This window comes from Bacillus sp. PS217 (assembly GCF_037963535.1).
Taxonomy (GTDB): domain Bacteria; phylum Bacillota; class Bacilli; order Bacillales; family Bacillaceae; genus Bacillus; species Bacillus subtilis.
The window spans coordinates 1,528,369-1,550,186 of record NZ_CP150157.1; the positions used below are offsets into that span (position 1 = coordinate 1,528,369).

Here is a 21,818-nt window from a genome sequence, read left to right on the forward strand (position 1 = left end):
GCACTCCCTTAGGGAATGCCTCTTTTTTTAAACCTCCATAATGATCGGCAGGATCATTGGACGGCGCTTTGTTTTTTCGTACAAGAAAGGCGCAAGAGTGTCTGTAATCTCGTTTTTGATTTCAGACCATTGAGTCGTTTTTCGTTCCATTACTTTTTGTAAGTGATTTGAAATGAGCTCTTGAGCGTCGTTGATCAAGTCGCCAGATTCTCTCATGTACACAAATCCTCTGGAAATCAAATCTGGACCCGCTGAAATCTTGAAGTCGTCCATGTCAATGCTGACAACAACGATGACAAGTCCTTCTTCAGAGAGAATTCTGCGATCACGAAGTACGATATTGCCAATATCACCGATACCGCTTCCGTCAATGTACACTGAACCGGACGGGATTTTTCCTGCAACTGAAGCCTCATCGCCTTTAAGTGCTAATACTTCACCATTATCCATGATAAAGCAGTTTTCCTCTGGGATGCCACAATCTGTTGCAAGCTTGACATGCATCTTTTGCATTCTGTACTCACCGTGAATCGGCATGAAGAATTTAGGCTTGATTAAACGAAGCATCAGCTTCTGTTCTTCTTGTCCGCCGTGACCGGATGTATGGATATCGTTAAGAGGGCCGTGAATAACCTCAGCACCCGCACGATACAGCTGGTTGATTGTTCGACTCACGCTGATTGTGTTGCCTGGGATAGGGGATGAAGAAAATACGACCGTATCCCCAGGATTGATTGAAATTTGGCGGTGTGTGCCGTTTGCAATTCTTGATAACGCCGCCATTGGTTCCCCTTGGCTTCCTGTACATAAAATTGTTACTTTATTAGCAGGCATACGATTGATTTCGTTATGCTCAATAAACGTATTTTTAGGACAGTTAATATAACCGAGTGTCTGTCCAATTTCGATAGCCGATTCCATACTGCGTCCAAATACGGCAACTTTTCTTCCATTTTGTACAGCAGCTTCAATTACCTGCTGCAAGCGGTGAATATTCGACGCAAATGTAGCGAAGATAATTCGGCCGTCCACCTTGCGGAAAATGTCATGAATGCTTTCTCCTACACGGCGTTCAGACATGGTAAACTCCGGATTTTCACTGTTTGTGCTGTCTGAAAGAAGGCACAAAACGCCTTCCTTACCGATTTCGGCCATTTTCGTTAAGTTTGCCGGCTCGCCGACTGGAGTAAAGTCGAATTTGAAATCCCCAGTATGTACGATGTTTCCGGGCGGCGTTTTTACAACAATGCCGTAGGAATCCGGAATACTGTGTGTTGTTCTGAAGAATGACACAGCCGTTTTGCGGAACTTTACAATATCATCCTCGCCGATAATGTTCAGTTTCGTCTGTCTCAATAATCCATGCTCTTCAAGTTTATTCCGAAGTAAGCCGATCGCGAGTTTTCCGCCGTATACAGGAATATTCACTTGTCTGAGCAGGTATGGAATACCACCGATGTGGTCTTCGTGCCCGTGGGTGATAAAAAGCCCTTTAATTTTATCTTCGTTTTTGACTAAATACGTATAATCAGGGATGACGTAGTCAATTCCGAGCAGTTCGTCCTCGGGAAACTTGATCCCCGCATCAATCAGTACAATTTCATCCTGGAATTGCACCGCGTACGTATTTTTACCGATTTCGCCCAAACCTCCGAGGGCGAAAACAGCAGTCTGATCATTTTTTACAAATTTCATACCGCTCATAACTCCAATACTTTAAAATTTTCGCTCTGTTGTTCATATTCTAAGAATGCACCATCAACAGGTGTAATAAACTCAATATTAAATTTCTTTTCTTTCAGCTTTGTTCTGACGTCACGCTCAGATACGCCTTCAATATAAAGTGAATCTGTCTTTTCCCGAACAGGTACTTCGTCAGCCTTCTCTTGATAAAATACCTTATAAATCATTCCAAATCTCTCCTTAAATGCCGTATGTTAGACTCGCTCATTCTATTATATTCGAAAACGGAATATAAGGAAAGCCTTGAGCAAAATAAGGATCTCTCAAAAAGTGAAAGATCCCTTGTCAGGCAATTGCTTTCTTACGGAGCATTCCGTTCCATTGTCTTCTGAGTTTCTTTCTTAATTTACGCAGCATTAGCCAGTTCCTCCTTTATTAAAATATTTGTCCCAGAGTTTTTTTATACAAATAGTATACGGAGATTGAGGAAGACTTTTCGTGGTTATTAATGGAATTTAATATGATTTTTGAACGAAATTGTTTGCTGAATGACAATCTTTTTGTATGATGAGGGTGGGAATTGCAGACCAAGACGATAAAGGGGAAGTTGCGATGGATTCTAAATTAATCTTTTTTGATATTGACGGCACAATATATGATCATGATAAGAATATACCGGAAAGTACGAGAAAAACCGTGGCGGAGCTGCAGCGCCAAGGGCATCATGTGTTTATTGCCAGCGGCCGGTCTCCATTTTTGGTTAAGCCGATTTTGGAGGAGCTGGGCATCCACTCATTTATTTCCTACAATGGACAGTTTGTTGTCTTTGAAAATCAAGTGATTTATAAAAATCCGCTGCCTGAAGATGCAATCAGGCGATTATTAAAGCAGGCGGATGAAGGCAAGCATCCTGTTGTGTTTATGGCTGAGGACACGATGAAAGCGACTGTTGCGGATCACCCTCATGTTCTCGAGGGAATCGGCAGCCTTAAAACCGATTACCCAGAGACCGATGACCTTTTTTATGAAGGAAAAGAAATTTTTCAGCTTCTTTTATTTTGTCAGGATGAAGAAGAAAAAGCTTATGCCGCTTTTCCTGAGTTTGATCTAGTTCGCTGGCATGAGCTATCGACTGATGTTCTGCCGCACGGAGGTTCGAAGGCAGAAGGAATCAAAAAAGTGATTGAGCGTCTTCCGTTTAATATCGGCGATACATATGCTTTCGGCGACGGATTAAATGATCTGCAAATGATTGAATATGTTGGGACAGGCGTTGCTATGGGAAATGCAGTTCCCGAACTGAAAGAAATCGCGGACTTTGTAACAAAACCGGTGGACGAGGATGGAATTGCATACGCTGTCAAAGAATTGGGCCTTTTAAAATAAAGAAATGGCTGGCATTGTGCCAGCCGTTTTTTCTTTTAGCGCTCAATTGCGATTGCATTTTCAGGTTCTTTGAAAGGATTTTCCTTGTCAATATGATCATAGAACATAACGCCGTTCAAATGATCGATCTCATGCTGAAACACAATAGCCGGAAATCCTTTTAAACGAATATCAATATTTTCGCCTTCTAGTGTTGTTCCTTTTACTCTGATGCGAGCATAGCGGGGAACATAACCGGGAATCGCTTCATCTACAGAGAGGCAGCCCTCGCCGCTTGTTAAGTAGCTTTTTTCAACTGAATGGCTGACGATCTTAGGATTAAACAGAGCATAGCTGTATAATTTACCGGAAGCATCTTCCGCATGAACGGCGATCATTCGTTTTTTGATATTAATTTGAGGAGCTGCGAGTCCTACGCCAGGGCGCAGCTTGTATTTTTCGGCTAATTCTGGATTTTGGCTGTTTTTAACAAATTCGATCATGTCGGCCAGCTGCTGTTTTTCTGCATCAGTTGGAGGCAGCTCAACAGGTTCGGCAGTCTCTCTGAGGGCTGGATGGCCGTCACGTACGATGTTTTCCATAGTAATCAAGAAACTTCACTCCTAAAGCTTAATATGTAAATTATATCGGATTTCTTCACAAAGGTGCAACGAAACGAATGACCAGCCGTATATGGCTGGTCAATTTCATGCTGTGTGGTTAGCAACAGCCTCCACCTAAATAAGCAGCTCCGACAATGATTAACAGAATGAATAAAACAACGATTAGCGCAAAGGTGCGGCCGTAGCCATATCCGCAGCCACCATATCCGTAACCACCATAACTGCAGCAGCCTCCGCCGTAACCATATCCATACATATTACATAACCTCCTCTTTTAATTACGCCAGAGCCTTTATAAGTAGGCATAGCGTCTAATATAACCTATGTAAAAACAAAAAAGTTGTATGGTCATCTGTCCTGATTTTTCACTTTTTTGATTTAATTTCAGTATTGCATTTATACAGCACGGCTATTGCCAAATGTCCCCATGGATTCTATAGTAGAAATTGTCAAGATTGGGGGATTTAACGTGAAAGACGCTATAAAACGGCGGCCTGGAATCAAGATCGGAGCTTTTTGTGCCATGGCACTGATATTAACAGGATGCATGGGACAGGACCCGGTTGATTCACTTCATCATTCATTAGAAAAAGCCGCGGAATCGGAAAAGCCGTTTCAAGAAGAACAAAACACACTCAAAGAATTAGAGGCCAAAGAAAATCAGCTTTACGATAGTGTTATGAAGCTCAATATGGATGATTATAAAAAAATTGTTGCTTTATCTAATAAGGCGCTTGAAAATGTCAGCAAGCGCGAAGAACACCTAAAGCTTGAAAATGACAGCATGAAAAAATCGGAAACAGAATTTGAGGAAGCAAAAACGTCAGCGGAACATATTAAGGAAAAAGACATAAAAGAAAAGGCCGATGCCGCAGCAAACCATATGGAGAAAAGATATACATCATATGGCACTATGTATAAAGAGTATAAAAAAGCGCTTGAGCTTAATAAAAAACTGTATATGCAGCTGAAAGACAAAGATTTGACAAGAGATGATCTGGATCAGCAGATCGATAAAGTCAATGCTTCTTATGAAAAGATCCTTAAATATAGCGGAGAATTTAATGAACAAACCGAAAAATATAATAAAGCCCGGGAAGATTTATATGATGCTGCAGGCTATCGTGTGAAAAAGAGCTGACTCGATCAGCTCTTTTTTTGAATGAAATGCGATTCGGATTTCGTTCAAAATTTTCATTTCTATTGTAGTACAGCATAGTAAGGTATACTAGTACAGTTTTGGGTGCGGTTGGCATCTGTTTTTTTGATGAAAATGTAAAGCGAATACATTTATTGAAAATCAGCGATGAAAACGATTGACGGTTCTTCTTTATTTGGTGTAAACTAATCCATGTTAAGCGGTGTTGTATTAGTTTTTTACAACTTCGAAATAATACAGTTCAAAGCAGAGTGTAACTATCCTACATAAAAGGTTTTGGCAAACTGGGGATCGGCTAAAATATAATACGACTTACTGCTGATACTTTAGGGTACCCTAAGTTTGTATGTATAAAAGGAATGCACGTCTAATGACTGTTTAAAAGAAAGGAAGAGGTGACTTAGTATGGCTGCAAAAACGAAAAAAGCTATCGTTGACAGTAAGAAGCAATTTGATGCCATTAAAAAGCAGTTCGAAACGTTCCAAATTTTAAATGAAAAGGGAGAAGTCGTGAATGAAGCGGCGATGCCTGATTTAACTGATGATCAATTAAAAGAGCTAATGCGCCGCATGGTATTTACGCGTGTGCTTGACCAACGCTCTATCTCATTAAACCGTCAAGGACGTCTCGGATTTTACGCTCCTACTGCGGGTCAAGAAGCTTCTCAGATTGCAACGCATTTCGCGCTTGAAAAAGAAGACTTTGTTCTTCCTGGATACCGTGATGTGCCTCAGTTAATTTGGCACGGCCTTCCATTATATCAAGCGTTTCTTTTCTCTCGCGGACATTTCAGAGGAAACCAAATGCCTGATGATGTGAATGCCCTTTCTCCACAAATCATTATCGGTGCTCAATACATTCAAACTGCCGGTGTTGCGCTAGGTCTTAAAAAACGCGGTAAGAAAGCTGTCGCAATCACTTACACTGGTGACGGCGGAGCTTCTCAAGGGGACTTCTACGAAGGAATTAACTTTGCCGGAGCTTATAAAGCACCTGCAATATTCGTGGTGCAAAACAACCGTTACGCGATTTCAACTCCTGTTGAAAAACAATCTGCAGCTGAAACAATTGCACAAAAAGCTGTAGCTGCCGGTATTGTCGGCGTACAAGTAGACGGAATGGATCCGCTTGCTGTATACGCAGCAACTGCTGAAGCACGCGAGCGCGCAATCAACGGCGAAGGTCCAACACTAATTGAAACACTTACATTCCGTTATGGCCCGCACACAATGGCTGGTGACGATCCTACTAAATATCGTACAAAAGAAATCGAAAATGAGTGGGAACAAAAAGATCCGCTTGTACGTTTCCGTGCGTTCCTTGAAAACAAAGGCTTATGGTCTGAAGAAGAAGAAGCAAAAGTGATTGAGGATGCGAAAGAAGAAATTAAGCAAGCGATCAAAAAAGCTGATGCTGAACCGAAGCAAAAAGTAACTGATTTAATGAAAATCATGTACGAAAAAATGCCTCACAACCTTGAGGAGCAATTTGAAATTTATACACAGAAGGAGTCGAAGTAAGCCATGGCGCAAATGACAATGATTCAAGCAATCACGGATGCGTTACGCACAGAACTGAAAAATGACGAAAATGTCTTAGTTTTCGGAGAAGACGTTGGTGTAAACGGCGGCGTATTCCGTGCGACAGAAGGATTGCAAAAAGAATTCGGTGAAGACCGTGTGTTTGACACGCCACTTGCTGAATCTGGTATCGGCGGTCTTGCCCTTGGTTTAGGCTTAAACGGCTTCCGTCCGGTAATGGAAATCCAATTCTTCGGATTTGTTTATGAAGTAATGGATTCAGTTTCTGGCCAAATGGCTCGTATGCGCTACCGTTCTGGCGGACGCTGGACTTCACCTGTAACAATTCGTTCTCCATTCGGCGGCGGTGTTCATACTCCTGAACTTCACGCTGACAGCTTGGAAGGTCTTGTTGCACAACAGCCTGGTATCAAAGTTGTTATTCCATCAACTCCTTACGATGCCAAAGGACTTTTAATTTCTGCGATCAGAGACAATGATCCTGTTGTCTTCTTAGAGCATATGAAGCTTTACCGTTCTTTCCGTCAGGAAGTTCCTGAAGAAGAATACACAATTGAGCTTGGAAAAGCTGACGTGAAACGTGAAGGTACTGATCTTTCAATCATCACTTACGGCGCAATGGTTCATGAATCATTAAAAGCTGCTGAGGAGCTTGAAAAAGACGGCATTTCTGCTGAAGTTGTCGACCTTCGTACAGTAAGCCCACTTGATATCGATACAATTATCGCTTCTGTAGAAAAAACAGGACGCGCGATTGTTGTTCAAGAGGCACAAAAACAAGCCGGTATTGCTGCAAACGTAGTAGCAGAAATTAATGACCGTGCGATCCTGAGCTTGGAAGCACCTGTACTTCGCGTTGCAGCGCCAGATACAGTATTTCCTTTCTCTCAAGCGGAGAGCGTATGGCTTCCAAACCATAAAGACGTTCTTGAAACAGCAAGAAAAGTGCTTGAATTTTAATCAAACTGCATAATCGAGAGGGAAGATGAACGTTTTCCCTCTATTATATACCTGTTTTCAATGCTTACGATGTAAATTTTAAAATTGCTTAATCAAACTAGGAGGTCGAGAACTGTGGCATTTGAATTTAAACTTCCAGATATCGGGGAAGGTATCCACGAAGGCGAAATCGTAAAATGGTTTGTCAAGCCTAACGACGAGGTAGACGAAGATGATGTACTGGCTGAAGTCCAAAATGATAAAGCAGTAGTAGAAATTCCTTCACCTGTTAAAGGAAAAGTATTAGAATTAAAAGTTGAAGAGGGAACGGTTGCAACTGTTGGACAAACGATTATTACGTTTGATGCACCTGGTTACGAAGATCTTCAATTTAAAGGCAGCGACGAGTCTGACGATGCGAAAACTGAAGCACAAGTTCAGTCAACTGCAGAAGCTGGACAAGACGTTGCGAAAGAAGAGCAAGCTCAAGAGCCTGCAAAAGCTACTGGCGCAGGACAGCAGGATCAAGCTGAAGTTGACCCGAACAAACGCGTGATCGCTATGCCTTCCGTACGTAAATATGCTCGTGAAAAAGGCGTAGACATCCGTAAGGTTACTGGTTCAGGCAACAACGGACGTGTTGTAAAAGAAGATATCGACAGCTTTGTAAACGGAGGAGCGCAAGAAGCTGCACCGCAAGAAACAGCTGCACCACAAGAAACAGCTGCTAAACCGGCTGCTGCACCAGCTCCAGAGGGCGAATTCCCAGAAACACGCGAAAAAATGAGCGGTATCCGTAAAGCAATTGCAAAAGCGATGGTTAACTCTAAACACACTGCTCCTCACGTAACGTTAATGGACGAAGTGGACGTAACAAACCTTGTTGCACATCGTAAACAGTTCAAACAGGTTGCTGCTGATCAAGGAATCAAGCTGACTTACTTGCCTTATGTTGTAAAAGCTCTTACATCTGCACTGAAAAAATTCCCTGTTTTAAACACGTCAATTGACGATAAAACAGATGAAGTCATCCAAAAACATTACTTCAACATCGGTATCGCTGCTGACACTGAAAAAGGCTTGCTTGTACCGGTTGTGAAAAATGCAGATCGTAAATCTGTCTTTGAAATTTCTGATGAGATCAATGGCCTTGCAACAAAAGCTCGTGAAGGCAAGCTTGCTCCAGCTGAAATGAAAGGCGCATCTTGCACAATTACAAACATCGGTTCTGCCGGCGGACAATGGTTCACTCCGGTTATCAACCATCCAGAAGTTGCGATTCTTGGTATCGGACGCATTGCAGAAAAAGCGATTGTTCGTGATGGCGAAATCGTAGCAGCTCCAGTCTTAGCTCTTTCTCTCAGCTTCGACCACCGTATGATCGACGGAGCAACTGCGCAAAATGCATTAAATCACATCAAGCGTTTACTGAACGATCCACAATTAATTTTAATGGAGGCGTAATGTTATGGTAGTAGGAGATTTCCCTATTGAAACAGATACTCTTGTAATTGGTGCGGGACCTGGCGGCTATGTAGCTGCCATCCGCGCTGCACAGCTTGGACAAAAAGTAACAGTCGTTGAAAAAGCAACTCTTGGAGGCGTTTGTCTGAACGTTGGATGTATCCCTTCAAAAGCGCTGATCAATGCAGGTCACCGTTATGAGAATGCAAAACATTCTGATGACATGGGAATCACTGCTGAGAATGTAACAGTTGATTTCACAAAAGTTCAAGAATGGAAAGCTTCTGTTGTCAACAAGCTTACTGGCGGTGTAGCAGGTCTTCTTAAAGGCAACAAAGTAGATGTTGTAAAAGGTGAAGCTTACTTTGTAGACAGCAATTCAGTTCGTGTTATGGATGAGAACTCTGCTCAAACATACACGTTCAAAAACGCAATCATTGCTACTGGTTCTCGTCCTATCGAATTGCCAAACTTCAAATATAGTGAGCGTGTCCTGAATTCAACTGGCGCTTTGGCTCTTAAAGAAATTCCTAAAAAGCTCGTTGTTATCGGCGGCGGATACATCGGAACTGAACTTGGAACTGCGTATGCTAACTTCGGTACTGAACTTGTTATTCTAGAAGGCGGAGATGAAATTCTTCCTGGCTTCGAAAAACAAATGAGTTCTCTCGTTACACGCAGACTGAAGAAAAAAGGCAACGTTGAAATCCATACAAACGCGATGGCTAAAGGCGTTGAAGAAAGACCAGACGGCGTAACAGTTACTTTCGAAGTAAAAGGCGAAGAAAAAACTGTTGATGCTGATTACGTATTGATTACAGTAGGACGCCGTCCAAACACTGATGAGCTTGGTCTTGAGCAAGTCGGTATCGAAATGACGGACCGCGGTATCGTGAAAACTGACAAACAGTGCCGCACAAACGTACCTAACATTTATGCAATCGGTGATATCATCGAAGGACCGCCGCTTGCTCATAAAGCATCTTACGAAGGTAAAATCGCAGCAGAAGCTATCGCTGGAGAGCCTGCAGAAATCGATTACCTTGGTATTCCTGCGGTTGTTTTCTCTGAGCCTGAACTTGCATCAGTTGGTTACACTGAAGCACAGGCGAAAGAAGAAGGTCTTGACATTGTTGCTGCTAAATTCCCATTTGCCGCAAACGGCCGCGCGCTTTCTCTTAACGAAACAGACGGCTTCATGAAGCTGATCACTCGTAAAGAGGACGGTCTTGTGATCGGTGCACAAATCGCCGGAGCAAGTGCTTCTGATATGATTTCTGAATTAAGCTTAGCGATTGAAGGCGGCATGACTGCTGAAGATATCGCGATGACAATTCACGCTCACCCAACATTGGGCGAAATCACAATGGAAGCTGCTGAAGTGGCAATCGGAAGTCCGATTCACATCGTAAAATAATTTTCATATCAAAAACAGCCCTCGCTCAAAGCGGGGCTGTTTTTTTATTTTGACAGCACATGCTGTAATGGTTTAATGATGTCTTCTTTCTTTTTCACACATCCCTCGATTTTCACCACGACATGGCGCTGATCAACAACCATAAGGGTAGGGACAGTTTCAATCTCATCTTCCCAGCCTTCTTTTTTATCATAGACCTTCATTTTATCTATTTGCTCGGGATAATCTTTTTCTAAATCAAGCAGTGCATCGTAATAAGGCGCTTCCTGATCTATTTGGTTCTCATCAGAAAAAAACAGGATTTGTGTATGGTGAATGTTGTCAATCCGGCTTTTTTTCATCGGATTGATGGTGGAAAGCGTACAGCCCGATAAAGCAAATACTATTATCAGCATGGGGAATACCGCGCGATATCGCATCTATCTTCTCCTCTGTATAAACAGTAGTTAACTAGCTTTAGTTTATCACGAGAGGCGGCTTAATCTGCTTCTTGTTACCTAATTGTTATATAATTGAAACCGTTTTTAAAGTGAGATTACATATTATATCAATCGTTTAAAATAGCAACCTGGGGTATATTGAATTTTTTGCTGCATTCTTGGATGAAAGTTCAAGAAAACGTGAAATTACATTATGTGCTGTGGCATATAATCGAGTAAAGCTTCTGTATGAAGAAGATATTGTATGATGGAAAATGGAAAAACAAGGTGTATATGATGAGATAAAATCAAATGTGTTATACAGTTTGTTGTTGACATTTTAAATGTGACATATTAATATAATAACAACAAAAGAAATTAAGCGTTTTCAAATTTCAAAGAAATGGGGAATAAGAGATGGGTACGATTGTTTGCCAAGATTGCAACGAAGCCATTCATTACTTTGAAGATGAGAAAGTGACAACATTATATGGAACTTGCTGCGGACAATGTCAATGTCCTGTTGATGAAGAGTAAAAAAAGCATGCGGCTTAAAGCCGCATGCTTTTTATTTTTTATTGAATTGCTTTTTGTTCTTTGATGACCCGGATCATATGTAAAGTCGAGTCCTCAGGTCCTTGAACAGGGAGGCCTGCGTCAAGGTTTTTAAAAATGTAGCTGATGTTTTCTTCTGTAATAATTTCTCCTGGAATGAAGATTGGAATACCAGGCGGATATACCATGACAAATTCAGCAATAATCCGTCCGGATGCTTCTTTTAATGGGATGACTTCCGTATTTGCATAAAAAGCATCACGAGGAGTCATTGCCAATAAAGGTATTTCTGGAAGCAGAACCTCAGTTTGCTGATGTGTTACATCTTGTTCTGACATTTGCTGTGCGATCTCAGTTAAAGCCTCTACAAGCCGGTCTGCATCATTTTGGCTGTCACCAGGAGTGAAAATACACAAAATATTGTACAGATCAGAAAGCTCAACCTCAATATTAAAGGATTCACGAAGCCATTTTTCCACGTCATGTCCTGTCAGGCCAAGACTTTTCACAGAGATAATCAATTTTGTCGGATCATAGCTGTAAGCTGCTTTCGACCCTAGAATCTCAGAACCGACACAATAAATGCCTTCAATCTGATTGAGGCGATCTCTCGTCTGATTGGCAAGCTTGAGTGTTTCCTCAGCAAGCTGGCGGCCTTCTGTTGCAAGGCGTTTTCTGGCAACATCCAAAGAAGCGAGAAGCAAGTAAGAAGTTGACGTAGTTGTCAGCATGCTCAGTATGGATTGCACTCTGTCTTTTGATACAAGGCCCTCTCTCATGTTCAAAATCGAACTTTGCGTGAGTGATCCGCCCAGCTTGTGTACACTTGTCGCTGCTATGTCCGCTCCTGCCTGCATAGCTGAAAGCGGCAATTCATCGTGAAAATGAATGTGAACGCCGTGTGCTTCATCCACAAGCACTGGCACATCAAACGAATGAGCGAGTTCTACGATGCTTTTTAAGTCGGCTGCAACACCGAAATATGTCGGGTTGATGACGAGAAGCCCTTTTGCATCCGGATGTTCGGTAAGCGCCCGTTTAGCAGATTCAAGTGTAATGCCGTGGGAGATGCCCAATTCATTGTCAATTTCAGGATGAATAAAAATTGGAATCGCTCCGGAAAATACAATAGCTGTCATAATTGATTTATGAACATTTCTTGGAATAATAATTTTATCGCCAGGTCCGCAAACAGCCATTACCATTGTCATAATGGCGCCGCTTGTTCCTTGAACAGAAAAAAATGTATGATCCGCTCCAAATGCTTCAGCAGCCAGGTCTTGTGCTTGTTTAATAATGCCTTTTGGCGCGTGCAGATCGTCTAATGGTTCAATATTAATCAAATCTATGCTTAACGCGTTTTCACCGATAAATTGTCTGAATTCTGGGTCCATTCCTGCCCCTTTTTTATGGCCGGGAATGTGGAATTGAACAGGCTGTCTGCTTGCATGCTTTTTCAGTCCTGTGTATAAGGGTGTTTCATGTTGCGACAATTGTTTTCCCACCTTTGTAATCATACCTATGCATAATAGTGTGTATTAAAATCAGTTTCTCAACCGTTTTTTAGACGTAAAACAAATGAATTATATTATGAACTTGAAAGAATGTAAAGAACAATTTATGATCAAATGAAGATGCTTTCTCTTAAGGGAAGTAAATCTACAAGGAGTGAAGAAAATGGAGTATCAATATCCGATGAATGAAGATTGGACAACCGAAGAAGCAGTGGATGTGATTGCATTTTTCCAGCAGGTTGAGCTTGCATATGAAAAAGGGGCGGATCGTGAAGAACTGCTTAAAGCTTACCGCCGTTTCAAGGAAATTGTACCGGGGAAGGCCGAAGAAAAAAAGATATGCGGCGAGTTTGAGGAACAAAGTACATATTCTCCTTATCGCACGGTCAAACAGGCGAGAGAATCTGATCACGCGAAGATTAAGATGTAAGAAAAAGAGCCGGGGGATATCCCGGCTCTTTTTTATGCTTGTGATACTTTTTGGGTGAGACGGTACAGAAAAGCAAGCTGCTTAAAGGCATCGTCGATACGCTGAAGGAATTCCTGGTTATTCATATTCAGCACTTCTTCTTTTTGGAGCTGGATGCCGCATAACAGCTCAGCTTTCTTTACAGTCTGCAAACGCTCAAACAGTGTCTTCAGCTGTTCCTTGTCCATTTCAGACTGTTTATGTACTCCCGGTTTTGTGTGATCTGCAGACCAAACGAAGCTGTCAGGGATATTTTTCGTAATGGTTTCTTGGTTCACTTCAAGCAATTTGCCGTATTCTTCTTTGATAGGGGATTCATAAATAATCGCGAACCACACAAAGACGTGGCTTTCCCATAAACCAATTTGGAAATGCGGCAGTTTTTTATAGCCTCTTTTGCTGTTTGCGAACGCCACCCAGCTGTCAGCCGGGGGATTGACGGATCTTCTTGCGTGCTTTGCCACATGCGGAAACATTTCATCTCCGGTTAAAGCTGATAAAGTTGGGGCAAAATGTTCGCCTAGAGCTGTAAGCTTCGGACGGACCGTCTCTTTTAATACTTCCATGCGCGCGTCTAAGCCTTCTATTGTAAAAGTGTTAAAGTCCTCTTCAGTGAAACGCATTTGTGTCATGATTTTCCTCCTTCATGCTAAGTATACATATTTTATCACAGTTCATACGAGCTTCAAAAAGATTGAGCGCGTTTGAAGTAAGGGGAAATGTGGTAATAAACGAGTAGGTAAACACACAATTTTCAGAATCATGTTGCGCGTAAATAGAACAATCATACGATATAAGAAGTAATCATTGTTGAATGGCAAAATGGGATGCTTTTTTACAAACAAATGATCTCTGGAAGGGGCGAAAGACAATGAGGCAAGTTGTAAAAGAGGGATTTAAGGAAGAGAAAAACAATCGTGTTGCTGTCTGGAGACTAGAGGTTGATTATGAATTGGCAACCCTATATGAAGCAATGCAGAAAGAAAATGAAGAGCAGATTGAACAAAGCAAAAACAAACTTGAGCGACTTAGAAAAGAATGGATTCGTCTTAACGGGTAAAAAAGCGATAGTGAAAACGAACCGCATGAATGGTTCGTTTTTACGTGAGAAGGGATATTTTTCATTTTCCTTGCTTTTTCATTGCCGTTATCAGTATCCTATAAAATAAAAGGTCTACATAGAAGAGAGGTACGAACGAATGACAAATTGGACGGAAATTGATGAGATTGCAAAGAAGTGGATAAGAGAAGCAGGCGCGAGAATTAAACAATCCATGCATGAAAGCCTGACAATTGAAACGAAATCAAATCCGAATGATTTAGTCACCAATATTGACAAAGAAACCGAAAAGTTTTTCATTGATCGAATTCAAGAAACATTTCCGGGACATCGGATACTCGGTGAAGAGGGGCAAGGAGACAAAATCCACTCACTTGAGGGAGTCGTATGGATTATTGATCCGATTGATGGGACGATGAATTTTGTGCACCAGCAAAGAAATTTTGCGATTTCCATTGGGATTTTTGAAAACGGTGAAGGGAAAATCGGTTTAATTTATGATGTGGTGCACGATGAGTTGTATCACGCATTTAGCGGCAGAGGAGCTTATATGAATGAAACGAAGCTGGCTCCATTAAAAGAAACCGTCATTGAAGAAGCGATACTTGCCATTAATGCAACATGGGTAACGGAAAACAGAAGAATTGATCAAAGTGTGTTAGCGCCACTCGTGAAAAGAGTCAGAGGCACACGCTCCTACGGTTCTGCCGCTTTAGAGCTGGCAAATGTCGCGGCAGGAAGAATAGATGCTTACATCACGATGCGGCTTGCGCCATGGGACTACGCAGCCGGCTGTGTGCTGCTAAATGAAGTAGGAGGCACCTATACGACCATTGAAGGAGAGCCGTTTACCTTTTTAGAAAACCACAGTGTGCTAGCCGGAAACCCATCTATACATAAAACGATATTTGAAGAGTATCTTCATGCTCGGAAGTAGGCCATTTGAGCAGGATGATCTCAGCTTGTTAGAAAAGCTCGCAGAGGCTCAACCTGTATGGAAAGAGGAGGAGTTTGGAGATAAAGATGCAGAAGACTATATCATTTCCTACTCCATGTACAACGGTTCATGGCTTGTATGGGAAAAAGACGGTATGCCTGTTGCCGTCAGCTACCATCTCGAGTGGTCTCCTTCAAACGGTAAGCCGTGGCTCGGAACGGTCCTGATTGACCCGGCTGAAGAAAAAAAGGGGCATGCGAAGATGATCATTGAACAGATCAGCAAATTGCTTAGAGCGAAACATAAAGCGATGTTTGCGGGAGTTCCCATTGAGCGCAGGGAATGGATACTGTTTTTAAGCCAATGCGGCTTTGAACAGCTGAAAACGGAAAAAGATGAGAAAGGCAAATCATTTATGATCCTGGTGAAGCCTTTAGCAGAAGCTGCCATATGATAATGGCAGCTTATTTGCTGCATGCGGGTTCAATAAAAAGCCTCTCAAACATTGAGAGGCTTCTGATAATTTGAAAATTATTTTTTTACCGCATGAATATAATGAATCGTTTCAAACGCTGACAAATTGTCTTTTCGATTACTAAAGAAAAGGTCATTAATGTCGTCTGGTGATAGATGTTCATAGATCAGTAAACCAGATGACTCTAACAGATGTTCAATCTCTTGATAAGTGAAACATGATTTCATCGGTTCCCCGCTTGCGGCAGCCATCTTCACCATATGTTCAACTCGATTTGACGTCCCTTTTGCTGTAAAAAGTGTTTCGTCCGCATAATCAAAAACAATAGAGCTTCCAGGCGGGACATGAGAAAATAAATTGCTGATCAAGCTTGCATTTTCTTCCCGTGTTACATAATAAGACACTCCGAGAAGGCTGAAGAATGTTTTTGTGTTCTTAAATCCTTCATCTAAGAGAGGATCATACGAAAACGTTTTGGTGAAATCCATAGGAACAAAATGAAGATGACCCGGAATTGTCAGATTTGCATCCTTCAGCTTATTTTTTTTGAATTGCTGTGTAGCCGGATGGTCAACCTCGAAAACCTGTAAGCTGTTTTCTAATTCTGGATGCCGAAAGCAGAAAGTATCCAGCCCCGCTCCAAGAATGACATACTGTTTTGCCCCCAGGATTAATTCGTTGTGCAAGACTTTTTCACAATAAGAAGCACGTGCTAGGGGCGTGGGAGACAGCTGGATTTGTGCAACCCATTTTAATATTTTTTCAGGATCATTTTGAAGACGTTCGGCGATCTCTTTGTTGAAAAACGATATTCCTTGAATCATATTTTTACTGATGTCGATAAACTCTTTTTCGTTAATGAGATCTTTTGCGATAAAATCATCAAAAATAAGAGGTGTGTCATATTTGCTGTGATAAGCACGGGCAAAAGCTGAAATCAAAGACGTTAAGCTGGACTCATTTTTCCTCATGAAATGATCCTCCACAAAAAATAAGATTCTCCTGGCCAGGAGAATCTTATTATACATACAAATATATTAATAGTAAATTTTAGCATAAATAATTTTTTTTGTCAATGTTTTTGCTCTTAACTGGACGCGCGATCCTTCACATAGCCACGTGACCTGTAGCAGAATTCGTCTATCAATTATGTGGACTGAATCATTAGCTTTTATAAAATGCGCACTTGCGGCTGCATCCCTCTTTTTGCAAATCAGAAGCCGTTTCTGTCTCATGGCAGCATCTTTTCGTCATTGCTGCTGAAGAGAGTAATCAAGATATGTAACGAAAAAAAAGCCTGAGATTTCTCAGGCTTTTTCTAATATTACAATCCAACAGCATTCCAGGCTGCTTCAACTTTAGCGGCATCAGTTGAGCCGTAGAGGTCACGGGCAGACTGAATGAGAGCTGCCTTGGCATCTTTGAACGTGGAAGAAGGCGTGAGGTACGTTGTTAACGCACGGTAATAGATTTGCTGTGATTTAGATACACCAAGTTTTGTGATGGTGTTGTAAGCGGCTTTGTTTGGAATTCCGCTGTTTGTGTGTACACCGCCATAATCGCCTTCATCTGTGTTTGGAAGGTTTCGGTAATTGGCGTAATTGTCAGGCTGGTTGTATTTTGTAGGGTTGGACAGGCTGCGAAGAGCAGGCTGGCTGACCGTAATGTCTTCACCGATGTCCCAGTCTTCTGTATCGTTAAAATACCCGAATACGTCAGAGAAAGACTCGTTTAATGCACCTGGCTGATTTTCATAAATCAAGTTGGCTGTTTCTTGGGTGACGCCATGTGTCATTTCATGCGCTGTCACATCTAATGAGCCGGAAAGCGGAGAGAAGAATGAACCGTCGCCATCACCGTAAATCATCTGGTCTCCTGTCCATGCAGCGTTATTGTATTGAGTGCCGTAGTGAACGGAAGAAACGATTTTACTGCCTTTGTTATCATAGCTGTTTCGTTTAAAGTTTGAATAAAAATAATCGTACACTTTACCGAGGTTATAGTGTGCGTCAACGGCTGCCCGCTGTGATGAAGATGTAAATGTTTTCGTTGTGCTTGAGACAAGCGTGCCCGGAAGGCGGCTTTGTCTGTTTTGCAAATCATATGTGATGATTTGGGTGCCTGTTGGTTTTGAAAGATCTCTTAGAACATATTTTCCGCCTTCATAAGAGATGTTCAAAGGAACAGTTGCGCCCTTTAGAGTTGTTCCGCTTCCAGTGGCGGCGGCATGTTCTACTTTATTTTGCTGTTTTAAAATGCTGCCTGTTTCGGCGTCAACTAAGACTTCCCAGTTTGCAGGTTCAGGCTCGACATAGCGAATCGTCACGTCGTAAGCAAGACGATAGCTGCCGTCTTTTGTTTCTATCGCTTTTAATTCGGCTTTATTGCTGTTTTTGGCCGCTCCGTTAGAAACAGCGTCTGGTGATTTGCCGATAGCTTTGAAAGCGAGTGCCAGCGCTTTTTCAGAAGAGACTTTTTGGCTGTTATCTGTTTTTGCAGCAGATTGATTGTGTAATTCACCATTGACCGCATAGACATTATCGGATTTATCGACGTGAACGATCACTTGCGAATCTTTAATTGGCACTCCGTTAACGACAGGCGCATATCGAAAGTGCTTGTATCCAAGGGCATCAGTCGTGCTTTCAACAAGCTTCAGCCTTTTGGAAGGGTCACCTTTAAAAATGTTGCTGTTCTTTTTCAAAAACTGCTTGACAGCCTTGTCATTTGGTGCGGAGAGTTCTGATTGCGCAATTGCATTTTTGGAGAGGAAATTTGTTTGATTCTCTTTAAGCTGATGACCTTCAGCAGCCTGAACACCTGGCAGGCTGATTGATAAACTCATAAACGAAGCAGCGACAGCAACAGACAATTTCTTACCTAAACCCACAATAAATCCCCCTTTTTGAAAATACTGAAAAATTTATATTGTTATATTAAACTAGCATTCTGGAATACTCAACAAAAACTAACATAACTAGACAAAATTGATAGTATTGTCCTGTGTTTGTTTTTGTTGAATAATATCAAGATGAGTCAAGTGTCATGTGATGGTTCACTCAAGAGTTATGTTTTTTACATATCAAGGGGAAGATGAGATATTTTTGTTTCATCTTGAAACTTTTTGAAAAGTCCGCTGTCTAACCGAATGAGGCCTTAATAAGAAGTAAAGGATTGTTGTTCGTGTTGGAGTTATTCAGTCATTATGTATTGCATTTCGAACGTTATTTAATATTAAGCAGACAAAGCACCCTGCTGATTCAATGGTCAATTGTTGTTCTGGCGGGCTTATATCTTTTGGTGCATCATCCCAAAATAAACCGGCAGCGCACAATGTTCTTGGCGGGTGTTATATTGCGGATTGTGCTGCTGGCGGGAGTGTCTGTTGAACTTATTCACCAGGTGCAATCAACAAACTTCACCAGCGCTTACTTAAGAGAGGACGGAAAAGAACTGCTGCCGCTGCTGCATTTTTTGTTATACGGATATGTGCTGCTGACGGCTTTTCACTATATGCTGATGCCGCGTGATCATGGCGGAAAGGGTAAGTTTTATACGTTCGACCTTGCCGTTGTCAGTTTGCCGATCGTACAAATGATTTTTAGTTTCTTTTCGTATTGGAAGGAATACCCGGATGGGATGGAGCCGATTGCATTCGTGTTTCTGTTTTTCATCATCACTCTTCCCATTGCGTTGAATGTAGTGTTTTTCAAGCTGTATTGGAGAACGGATAAGATCTTACTAGGCTTATTTTATACGCTGATTATCGGACTGCTTGTCTTGCTGCTTGCGCCATATCCCAATCAAATCTCAAAAGATTATGGTGCAGTAATGCCATATACGATTTATTTGGCAATGGCGGGATTTTTGATGAGCTATCATCTGTTCCAAAAGTCAGGAAAGGTTTATGTGCGTGTGAATAAGTGGGTGACGATGGCTGTCCTGGTGTTTTTTGTCCTGCTGTTAAATCCGATATATAACATAGGAACGGCTGCTTTCGCTGTATCAAAGCCAGCAAATGTCCATGATTCATTCAATTTTGTCGGGGAGCACATTTCATCAGAAAAAGCGGAACAGATACTAAAGTCATTTTTTCCTACGGATGAAACACTTTATTTGCATGATACAAACATGGATGTGCATTATTTCTACTCATTTGAAAGCAAAGGTTACAAAGCTGAGGTAGATGAAGTATCGCAGCTGATTCGTAATTATGAATACTTACAAAAAGCACATGGGAAAAAGCTAACGAATCAGGAGTACAAGCGGAAGTCCATCGCTTTCCTTGAGCGACACGGACGTGTGTTACATAAGGATCATATCGAAACAAAGGTATCAAATGAGGACGGCCAGACAGTCGTACGTATATACCTGAAAAACCAGCTTCATAAAAAAGATCATGCTGATGATGGCGCGGTATTTTATTGGGAAAAGGAAACCTTAATGGGTTTTAGTGAAGATCCATCGATTTACCAGCTTGACTCTCTTCTGCATGTTCATATAACGGAACAAGACATTCAAGACAAAGTGGAACAAATGTTTACAGCGCTGAACATCTCAAAACAGCCTTATCAGATCACTGATATTGAAAGCAATAGCCTGCTCGGAAGCATGGTGAGAGTGGAAACAAAAGGTGGAATTGTTTTGGAATTTGAGGGCGAATCAGGTTGTTTACATAGTCTTTCGCTTCCGATGAAAAAGAATATCTCAATGGCTAACAGCCGGATGCAGCATCAGATATTATCGATCTTCGATGCTCGTGGATCAGAAAAGAAGAAAAAAAGCAGTCAGGGTGACATGGTGATGTATACTGATTCTTCTAAAACATATGAGTTTTTTGAAGATCAAGGTCAGCTAAACGTTTATGTATACAGCGATACACCTGATCAGTCATTCCCTTATACGTATCGTAATGGAACATTGGCTTACGAAAAGGTAGCTTCTCTATATCAGGATGTTATTTACAAAAAGCGTATGCGTCCGATTATCGTTCAAAGAGGGGATGAACGGCATTATGCATGGCTGATCATTATTCAGCCGTTTGGTTCAAATCGCCATGATGCCTATGTAGTGGATGGAGAAACACAAGAGGTGAAAAGTCTTTATGAATCATAAAGAAAAAGAGTCTGTTTTTGTAGACTTATACGACCTGTATAAAGAAGGAGAGCTAGAGGATGAATCAATGGAATGGATGAAACAGCATGAATCCCTATTTCAAAAGAATGCGGAAGACTTAAAGAGTAAAACTTGTTTAAAGAGAAGTCCCGGTGCTGAAGAAGAAAGCCAAATCAGATATATGAAAGTATACCTGTCTTCCATGTATATCTGTTTCATTTTATTGGCCATTTGGATGACGGTGTGGTTTTACTTTTAATGAAGCATAGGGATTCCATTGAGGACTTGTATCGGCAGTATTATCAAGAAATTTTAAATTATTTATTCAGAAGGACTCATCATCTTGAAACAGCCAAGGACTTAGCGCAGGACACGTTTGTAAAAGCTCTTAACGGTCTGGCTTCGTTTAGGGGGCATTCTTCCATCAGAACATGGCTCTACACCATTGCGCATCATACCTTTATCAATTGGTACCGAAGGGATGTCAAATACCAATTTACTGAAATCAGCAAAAATGAAGGGTTAACGCAAACAACTTATGAGCAGCCTGAACAGTATCTGTCACGAACGGTGAAAAGCGAAACACTGCGGCAGGAGCTCCTGAAGTTAAAAGATCAGCATCAATCCGTTTTGATTTTAAGAGAATTCCAAGAGCTTTCTTATGAAGAAATCGCTGAGATATTGGGATGGAGTCTTTCTAAGGTGAAAACCACATTGCACCGGGCTAGATTAGAACTTAAGAAACACATGACGAAAAGTAGAGAGGAGGAGCGGATATGACCTGCTTTCTAGTAAGAGACCTGCTTCCTCTGTATCTTGAAGGTGATTGTAAAAGAGAAACGGAACACGTTATAGAAGAGCATTTAAAAATGTGCAGCAGCTGCAAAGACATGTATGACACGATGGCTGAGCCATTTGAATTGGAAAGCGAGCAGGCCGTTGAGGAGGCTTATCTGCCGGAAGAAGAACTGCGTTTTAAACAGAGGTACTATGGATTACTGATCATGAAAGCTGCCTGCTGGTTTGGAGCGGTGGTTGCCATGATGCTGATCATCAAACTGCTGATATAAAAAAAGCGCTTG

At 41.6% G+C, this 21,818-nt stretch carries 24 protein-coding genes; 15 read left to right on the forward strand and 9 right to left on the reverse strand.

From position 1 onward, the window contains the following. Positions 1–27 precede the first annotated feature (27 nt). Together rnjA and rnpZA are read right to left on the reverse strand one after the other, a co-directional pair. Positions 28–1,695 (reverse strand): ribonuclease J1, encoded by a 1,668-nt coding sequence (gene rnjA / locus NSQ83_RS08065; protein WP_003245660.1) that lies wholly within the window; start codon positions 1,693–1,695, stop codon positions 28–30. 5 nt (positions 1,696–1,700) lie between these two features. Then, positions 1,701–1,910: an RNA polymerase subunit omega 1 gene (rnpZA, locus tag NSQ83_RS08070; protein WP_003222303.1), complete on the reverse strand. Its 210-nt coding sequence runs from the start codon at positions 1,908–1,910 to the stop codon at positions 1,701–1,703. A gap of 385 nt (positions 1,911–2,295) precedes the next feature. Between rnpZA and NSQ83_RS08075 the strand changes: the two genes are divergently transcribed. Continuing rightward, the gene (locus tag NSQ83_RS08075; protein ID WP_160221553.1) at positions 2,296–3,069 is read left to right on the forward strand and encodes a Cof-type HAD-IIB family hydrolase; all 774 of its coding nucleotides are present in this window, start codon (positions 2,296–2,298) and stop codon (positions 3,067–3,069) included. Between the two features lie 35 nt (positions 3,070–3,104). On the opposite strand, the gene def is transcribed toward NSQ83_RS08075, so the two are convergent. Together def and NSQ83_RS08085 are read right to left on the reverse strand one after the other, a co-directional pair. Next, complete coding sequence (gene def / locus NSQ83_RS08080; RefSeq protein ID WP_003245474.1) at positions 3,105–3,659, reverse strand: peptide deformylase; 555 nt, start codon at positions 3,657–3,659, stop codon at positions 3,105–3,107. A 109-nt stretch (positions 3,660–3,768) separates the two neighbouring features. After that, complete coding sequence (locus NSQ83_RS08085; protein ID WP_003232317.1) at positions 3,769–3,927, reverse strand: YjcZ family sporulation protein; 159 nt, start codon at positions 3,925–3,927, stop codon at positions 3,769–3,771. A gap of 213 nt (positions 3,928–4,140) precedes the next feature. Between NSQ83_RS08085 and NSQ83_RS08090 the strand changes: the two genes are divergently transcribed. The 5 genes from NSQ83_RS08090 (at position 4,141) to lpdA (ending at position 10,192) form a co-directional block, all read left to right on the forward strand. Next, the gene (locus tag NSQ83_RS08090; RefSeq protein ID WP_009967146.1) at positions 4,141–4,812 is read left to right on the forward strand and encodes a YkyA family protein; all 672 of its coding nucleotides are present in this window, start codon (positions 4,141–4,143) and stop codon (positions 4,810–4,812) included. A 423-nt stretch (positions 4,813–5,235) separates the two neighbouring features. Next, the gene (gene pdhA / locus NSQ83_RS08095; protein WP_003222294.1) at positions 5,236–6,351 is read left to right on the forward strand and encodes a pyruvate dehydrogenase (acetyl-transferring) E1 component subunit alpha; all 1,116 of its coding nucleotides are present in this window, start codon (positions 5,236–5,238) and stop codon (positions 6,349–6,351) included. A 3-nt stretch (positions 6,352–6,354) separates the two neighbouring features. Then, on the forward strand, positions 6,355–7,332 hold the full coding sequence (gene pdhB / locus NSQ83_RS08100; RefSeq protein ID WP_014113660.1) for a pyruvate dehydrogenase complex E1 component subunit beta: 978 nt from the start codon (positions 6,355–6,357) through the stop codon (positions 7,330–7,332). A 114-nt stretch (positions 7,333–7,446) separates the two neighbouring features. Next, the gene (pdhC, locus tag NSQ83_RS08105) at positions 7,447–8,775 is read left to right on the forward strand and encodes a pyruvate dehydrogenase complex dihydrolipoyllysine-residue acetyltransferase (RefSeq protein WP_003232311.1); all 1,329 of its coding nucleotides are present in this window, start codon (positions 7,447–7,449) and stop codon (positions 8,773–8,775) included. Between the two features lie 4 nt (positions 8,776–8,779). Next, complete coding sequence (gene lpdA, locus NSQ83_RS08110) at positions 8,780–10,192, forward strand: dihydrolipoyl dehydrogenase (protein WP_003232309.1); 1,413 nt, start codon at positions 8,780–8,782, stop codon at positions 10,190–10,192. Positions 10,193–10,236: 44 nt separating this feature from the next. On the opposite strand, the gene slp is transcribed toward lpdA, so the two are convergent. Further along, positions 10,237–10,611: a peptidoglycan-associated lipoprotein Slp gene (slp, locus tag NSQ83_RS08115; protein ID WP_003245672.1), complete on the reverse strand. Its 375-nt coding sequence runs from the start codon at positions 10,609–10,611 to the stop codon at positions 10,237–10,239. A 417-nt stretch (positions 10,612–11,028) separates the two neighbouring features. Between slp and NSQ83_RS08120 the strand changes: the two genes are divergently transcribed. Next, positions 11,029–11,148, forward strand: a complete 120-nt coding sequence (locus NSQ83_RS08120; protein ID WP_003232305.1) for a GapA-binding peptide SR1P — start codon at positions 11,029–11,031, stop codon at positions 11,146–11,148. Positions 11,149–11,186: 38 nt separating this feature from the next. Here NSQ83_RS08120 and speA read toward each other — a convergent pair whose 3' ends face one another. Continuing rightward, on the reverse strand, positions 11,187–12,659 hold the full coding sequence (gene speA / locus NSQ83_RS08125) for an arginine decarboxylase (protein WP_124059819.1): 1,473 nt from the start codon (positions 12,657–12,659) through the stop codon (positions 11,187–11,189). 184 nt (positions 12,660–12,843) lie between these two features. On the opposite strand from speA, the gene NSQ83_RS08130 reads away from it, so the two are divergent. Next, positions 12,844–13,110 carry a UPF0223 family protein gene (locus NSQ83_RS08130; RefSeq protein WP_014476700.1) on the forward strand — a complete coding sequence of 89 codons (267 nt, stop codon included), beginning with the start codon at positions 12,844–12,846 and terminating at the stop codon, positions 13,108–13,110. Between the two features lie 32 nt (positions 13,111–13,142). Here NSQ83_RS08130 and NSQ83_RS08135 read toward each other — a convergent pair whose 3' ends face one another. Continuing rightward, entirely contained in the window at positions 13,143–13,781 is a 639-nt protein-coding gene (locus NSQ83_RS08135) for a YktB family protein (protein ID WP_015252167.1), read from the reverse strand. A gap of 239 nt (positions 13,782–14,020) precedes the next feature. Between NSQ83_RS08135 and NSQ83_RS08140 the strand changes: the two genes are divergently transcribed. From NSQ83_RS08140 to NSQ83_RS08150, 3 genes are all read left to right on the forward strand, one after another. Then, positions 14,021–14,209: a hypothetical protein gene (locus NSQ83_RS08140; RefSeq protein WP_009967148.1), complete on the forward strand. Its 189-nt coding sequence runs from the start codon at positions 14,021–14,023 to the stop codon at positions 14,207–14,209. A gap of 139 nt (positions 14,210–14,348) precedes the next feature. Then, positions 14,349–15,146 (forward strand): inositol-1-monophosphatase, encoded by a 798-nt coding sequence (suhB, locus tag NSQ83_RS08145; protein WP_086343803.1) that lies wholly within the window; start codon positions 14,349–14,351, stop codon positions 15,144–15,146. Positions 15,147–15,171: 25 nt separating this feature from the next. Continuing rightward, positions 15,172–15,600: a GNAT family N-acetyltransferase gene (locus tag NSQ83_RS08150; RefSeq protein ID WP_198878804.1), complete on the forward strand. Its 429-nt coding sequence runs from the start codon at positions 15,172–15,174 to the stop codon at positions 15,598–15,600. A gap of 77 nt (positions 15,601–15,677) precedes the next feature. Here the strand turns inward: NSQ83_RS08150 and NSQ83_RS08155 are convergent, their stop codons facing one another. Both NSQ83_RS08155 and nprE read right to left on the reverse strand, forming a co-directional pair. Then, positions 15,678–16,592, reverse strand: a complete 915-nt coding sequence (locus NSQ83_RS08155; RefSeq protein ID WP_029317752.1) for a class I SAM-dependent methyltransferase — start codon at positions 16,590–16,592, stop codon at positions 15,678–15,680. Between the two features lie 353 nt (positions 16,593–16,945). Beyond that, the gene (gene nprE, locus NSQ83_RS08160) at positions 16,946–18,511 is read right to left on the reverse strand and encodes a neutral metalloprotease NprE (RefSeq protein WP_003245026.1); all 1,566 of its coding nucleotides are present in this window, start codon (positions 18,509–18,511) and stop codon (positions 16,946–16,948) included. Positions 18,512–18,795: 284 nt separating this feature from the next. On the opposite strand from nprE, the gene NSQ83_RS08165 reads away from it, so the two are divergent. From NSQ83_RS08165 to sigQ, 4 genes are read left to right on the forward strand one after another with little or no spacing between them, the layout of a single operon-like run. Next, entirely contained in the window at positions 18,796–20,736 is a 1,941-nt protein-coding gene (locus NSQ83_RS08165) for a hypothetical protein (protein WP_082359948.1), read from the forward strand. Continuing rightward, positions 20,726–20,995 carry a hypothetical protein gene (locus tag NSQ83_RS08170; protein ID WP_003232287.1) on the forward strand — a complete coding sequence of 90 codons (270 nt, stop codon included), beginning with the start codon at positions 20,726–20,728 and terminating at the stop codon, positions 20,993–20,995. Before NSQ83_RS08165 ends, NSQ83_RS08170 begins: the two co-directional genes overlap by 11 nt. After that, complete coding sequence (gene ylaC, locus NSQ83_RS08175) at positions 20,995–21,516, forward strand: RNA polymerase sigma factor YlaC (RefSeq protein ID WP_015252163.1); 522 nt, start codon at positions 20,995–20,997, stop codon at positions 21,514–21,516. The genes NSQ83_RS08170 and ylaC overlap by 1 nt, the downstream gene beginning before the upstream one ends. Further along, positions 21,513–21,806 (forward strand): anti-SigP sigma factor SigQ, encoded by a 294-nt coding sequence (gene sigQ / locus NSQ83_RS08180; RefSeq protein WP_046664155.1) that lies wholly within the window; start codon positions 21,513–21,515, stop codon positions 21,804–21,806. The genes ylaC and sigQ overlap by 4 nt, the downstream gene beginning before the upstream one ends. Positions 21,807–21,818: the final 12 nt, after the last annotated feature.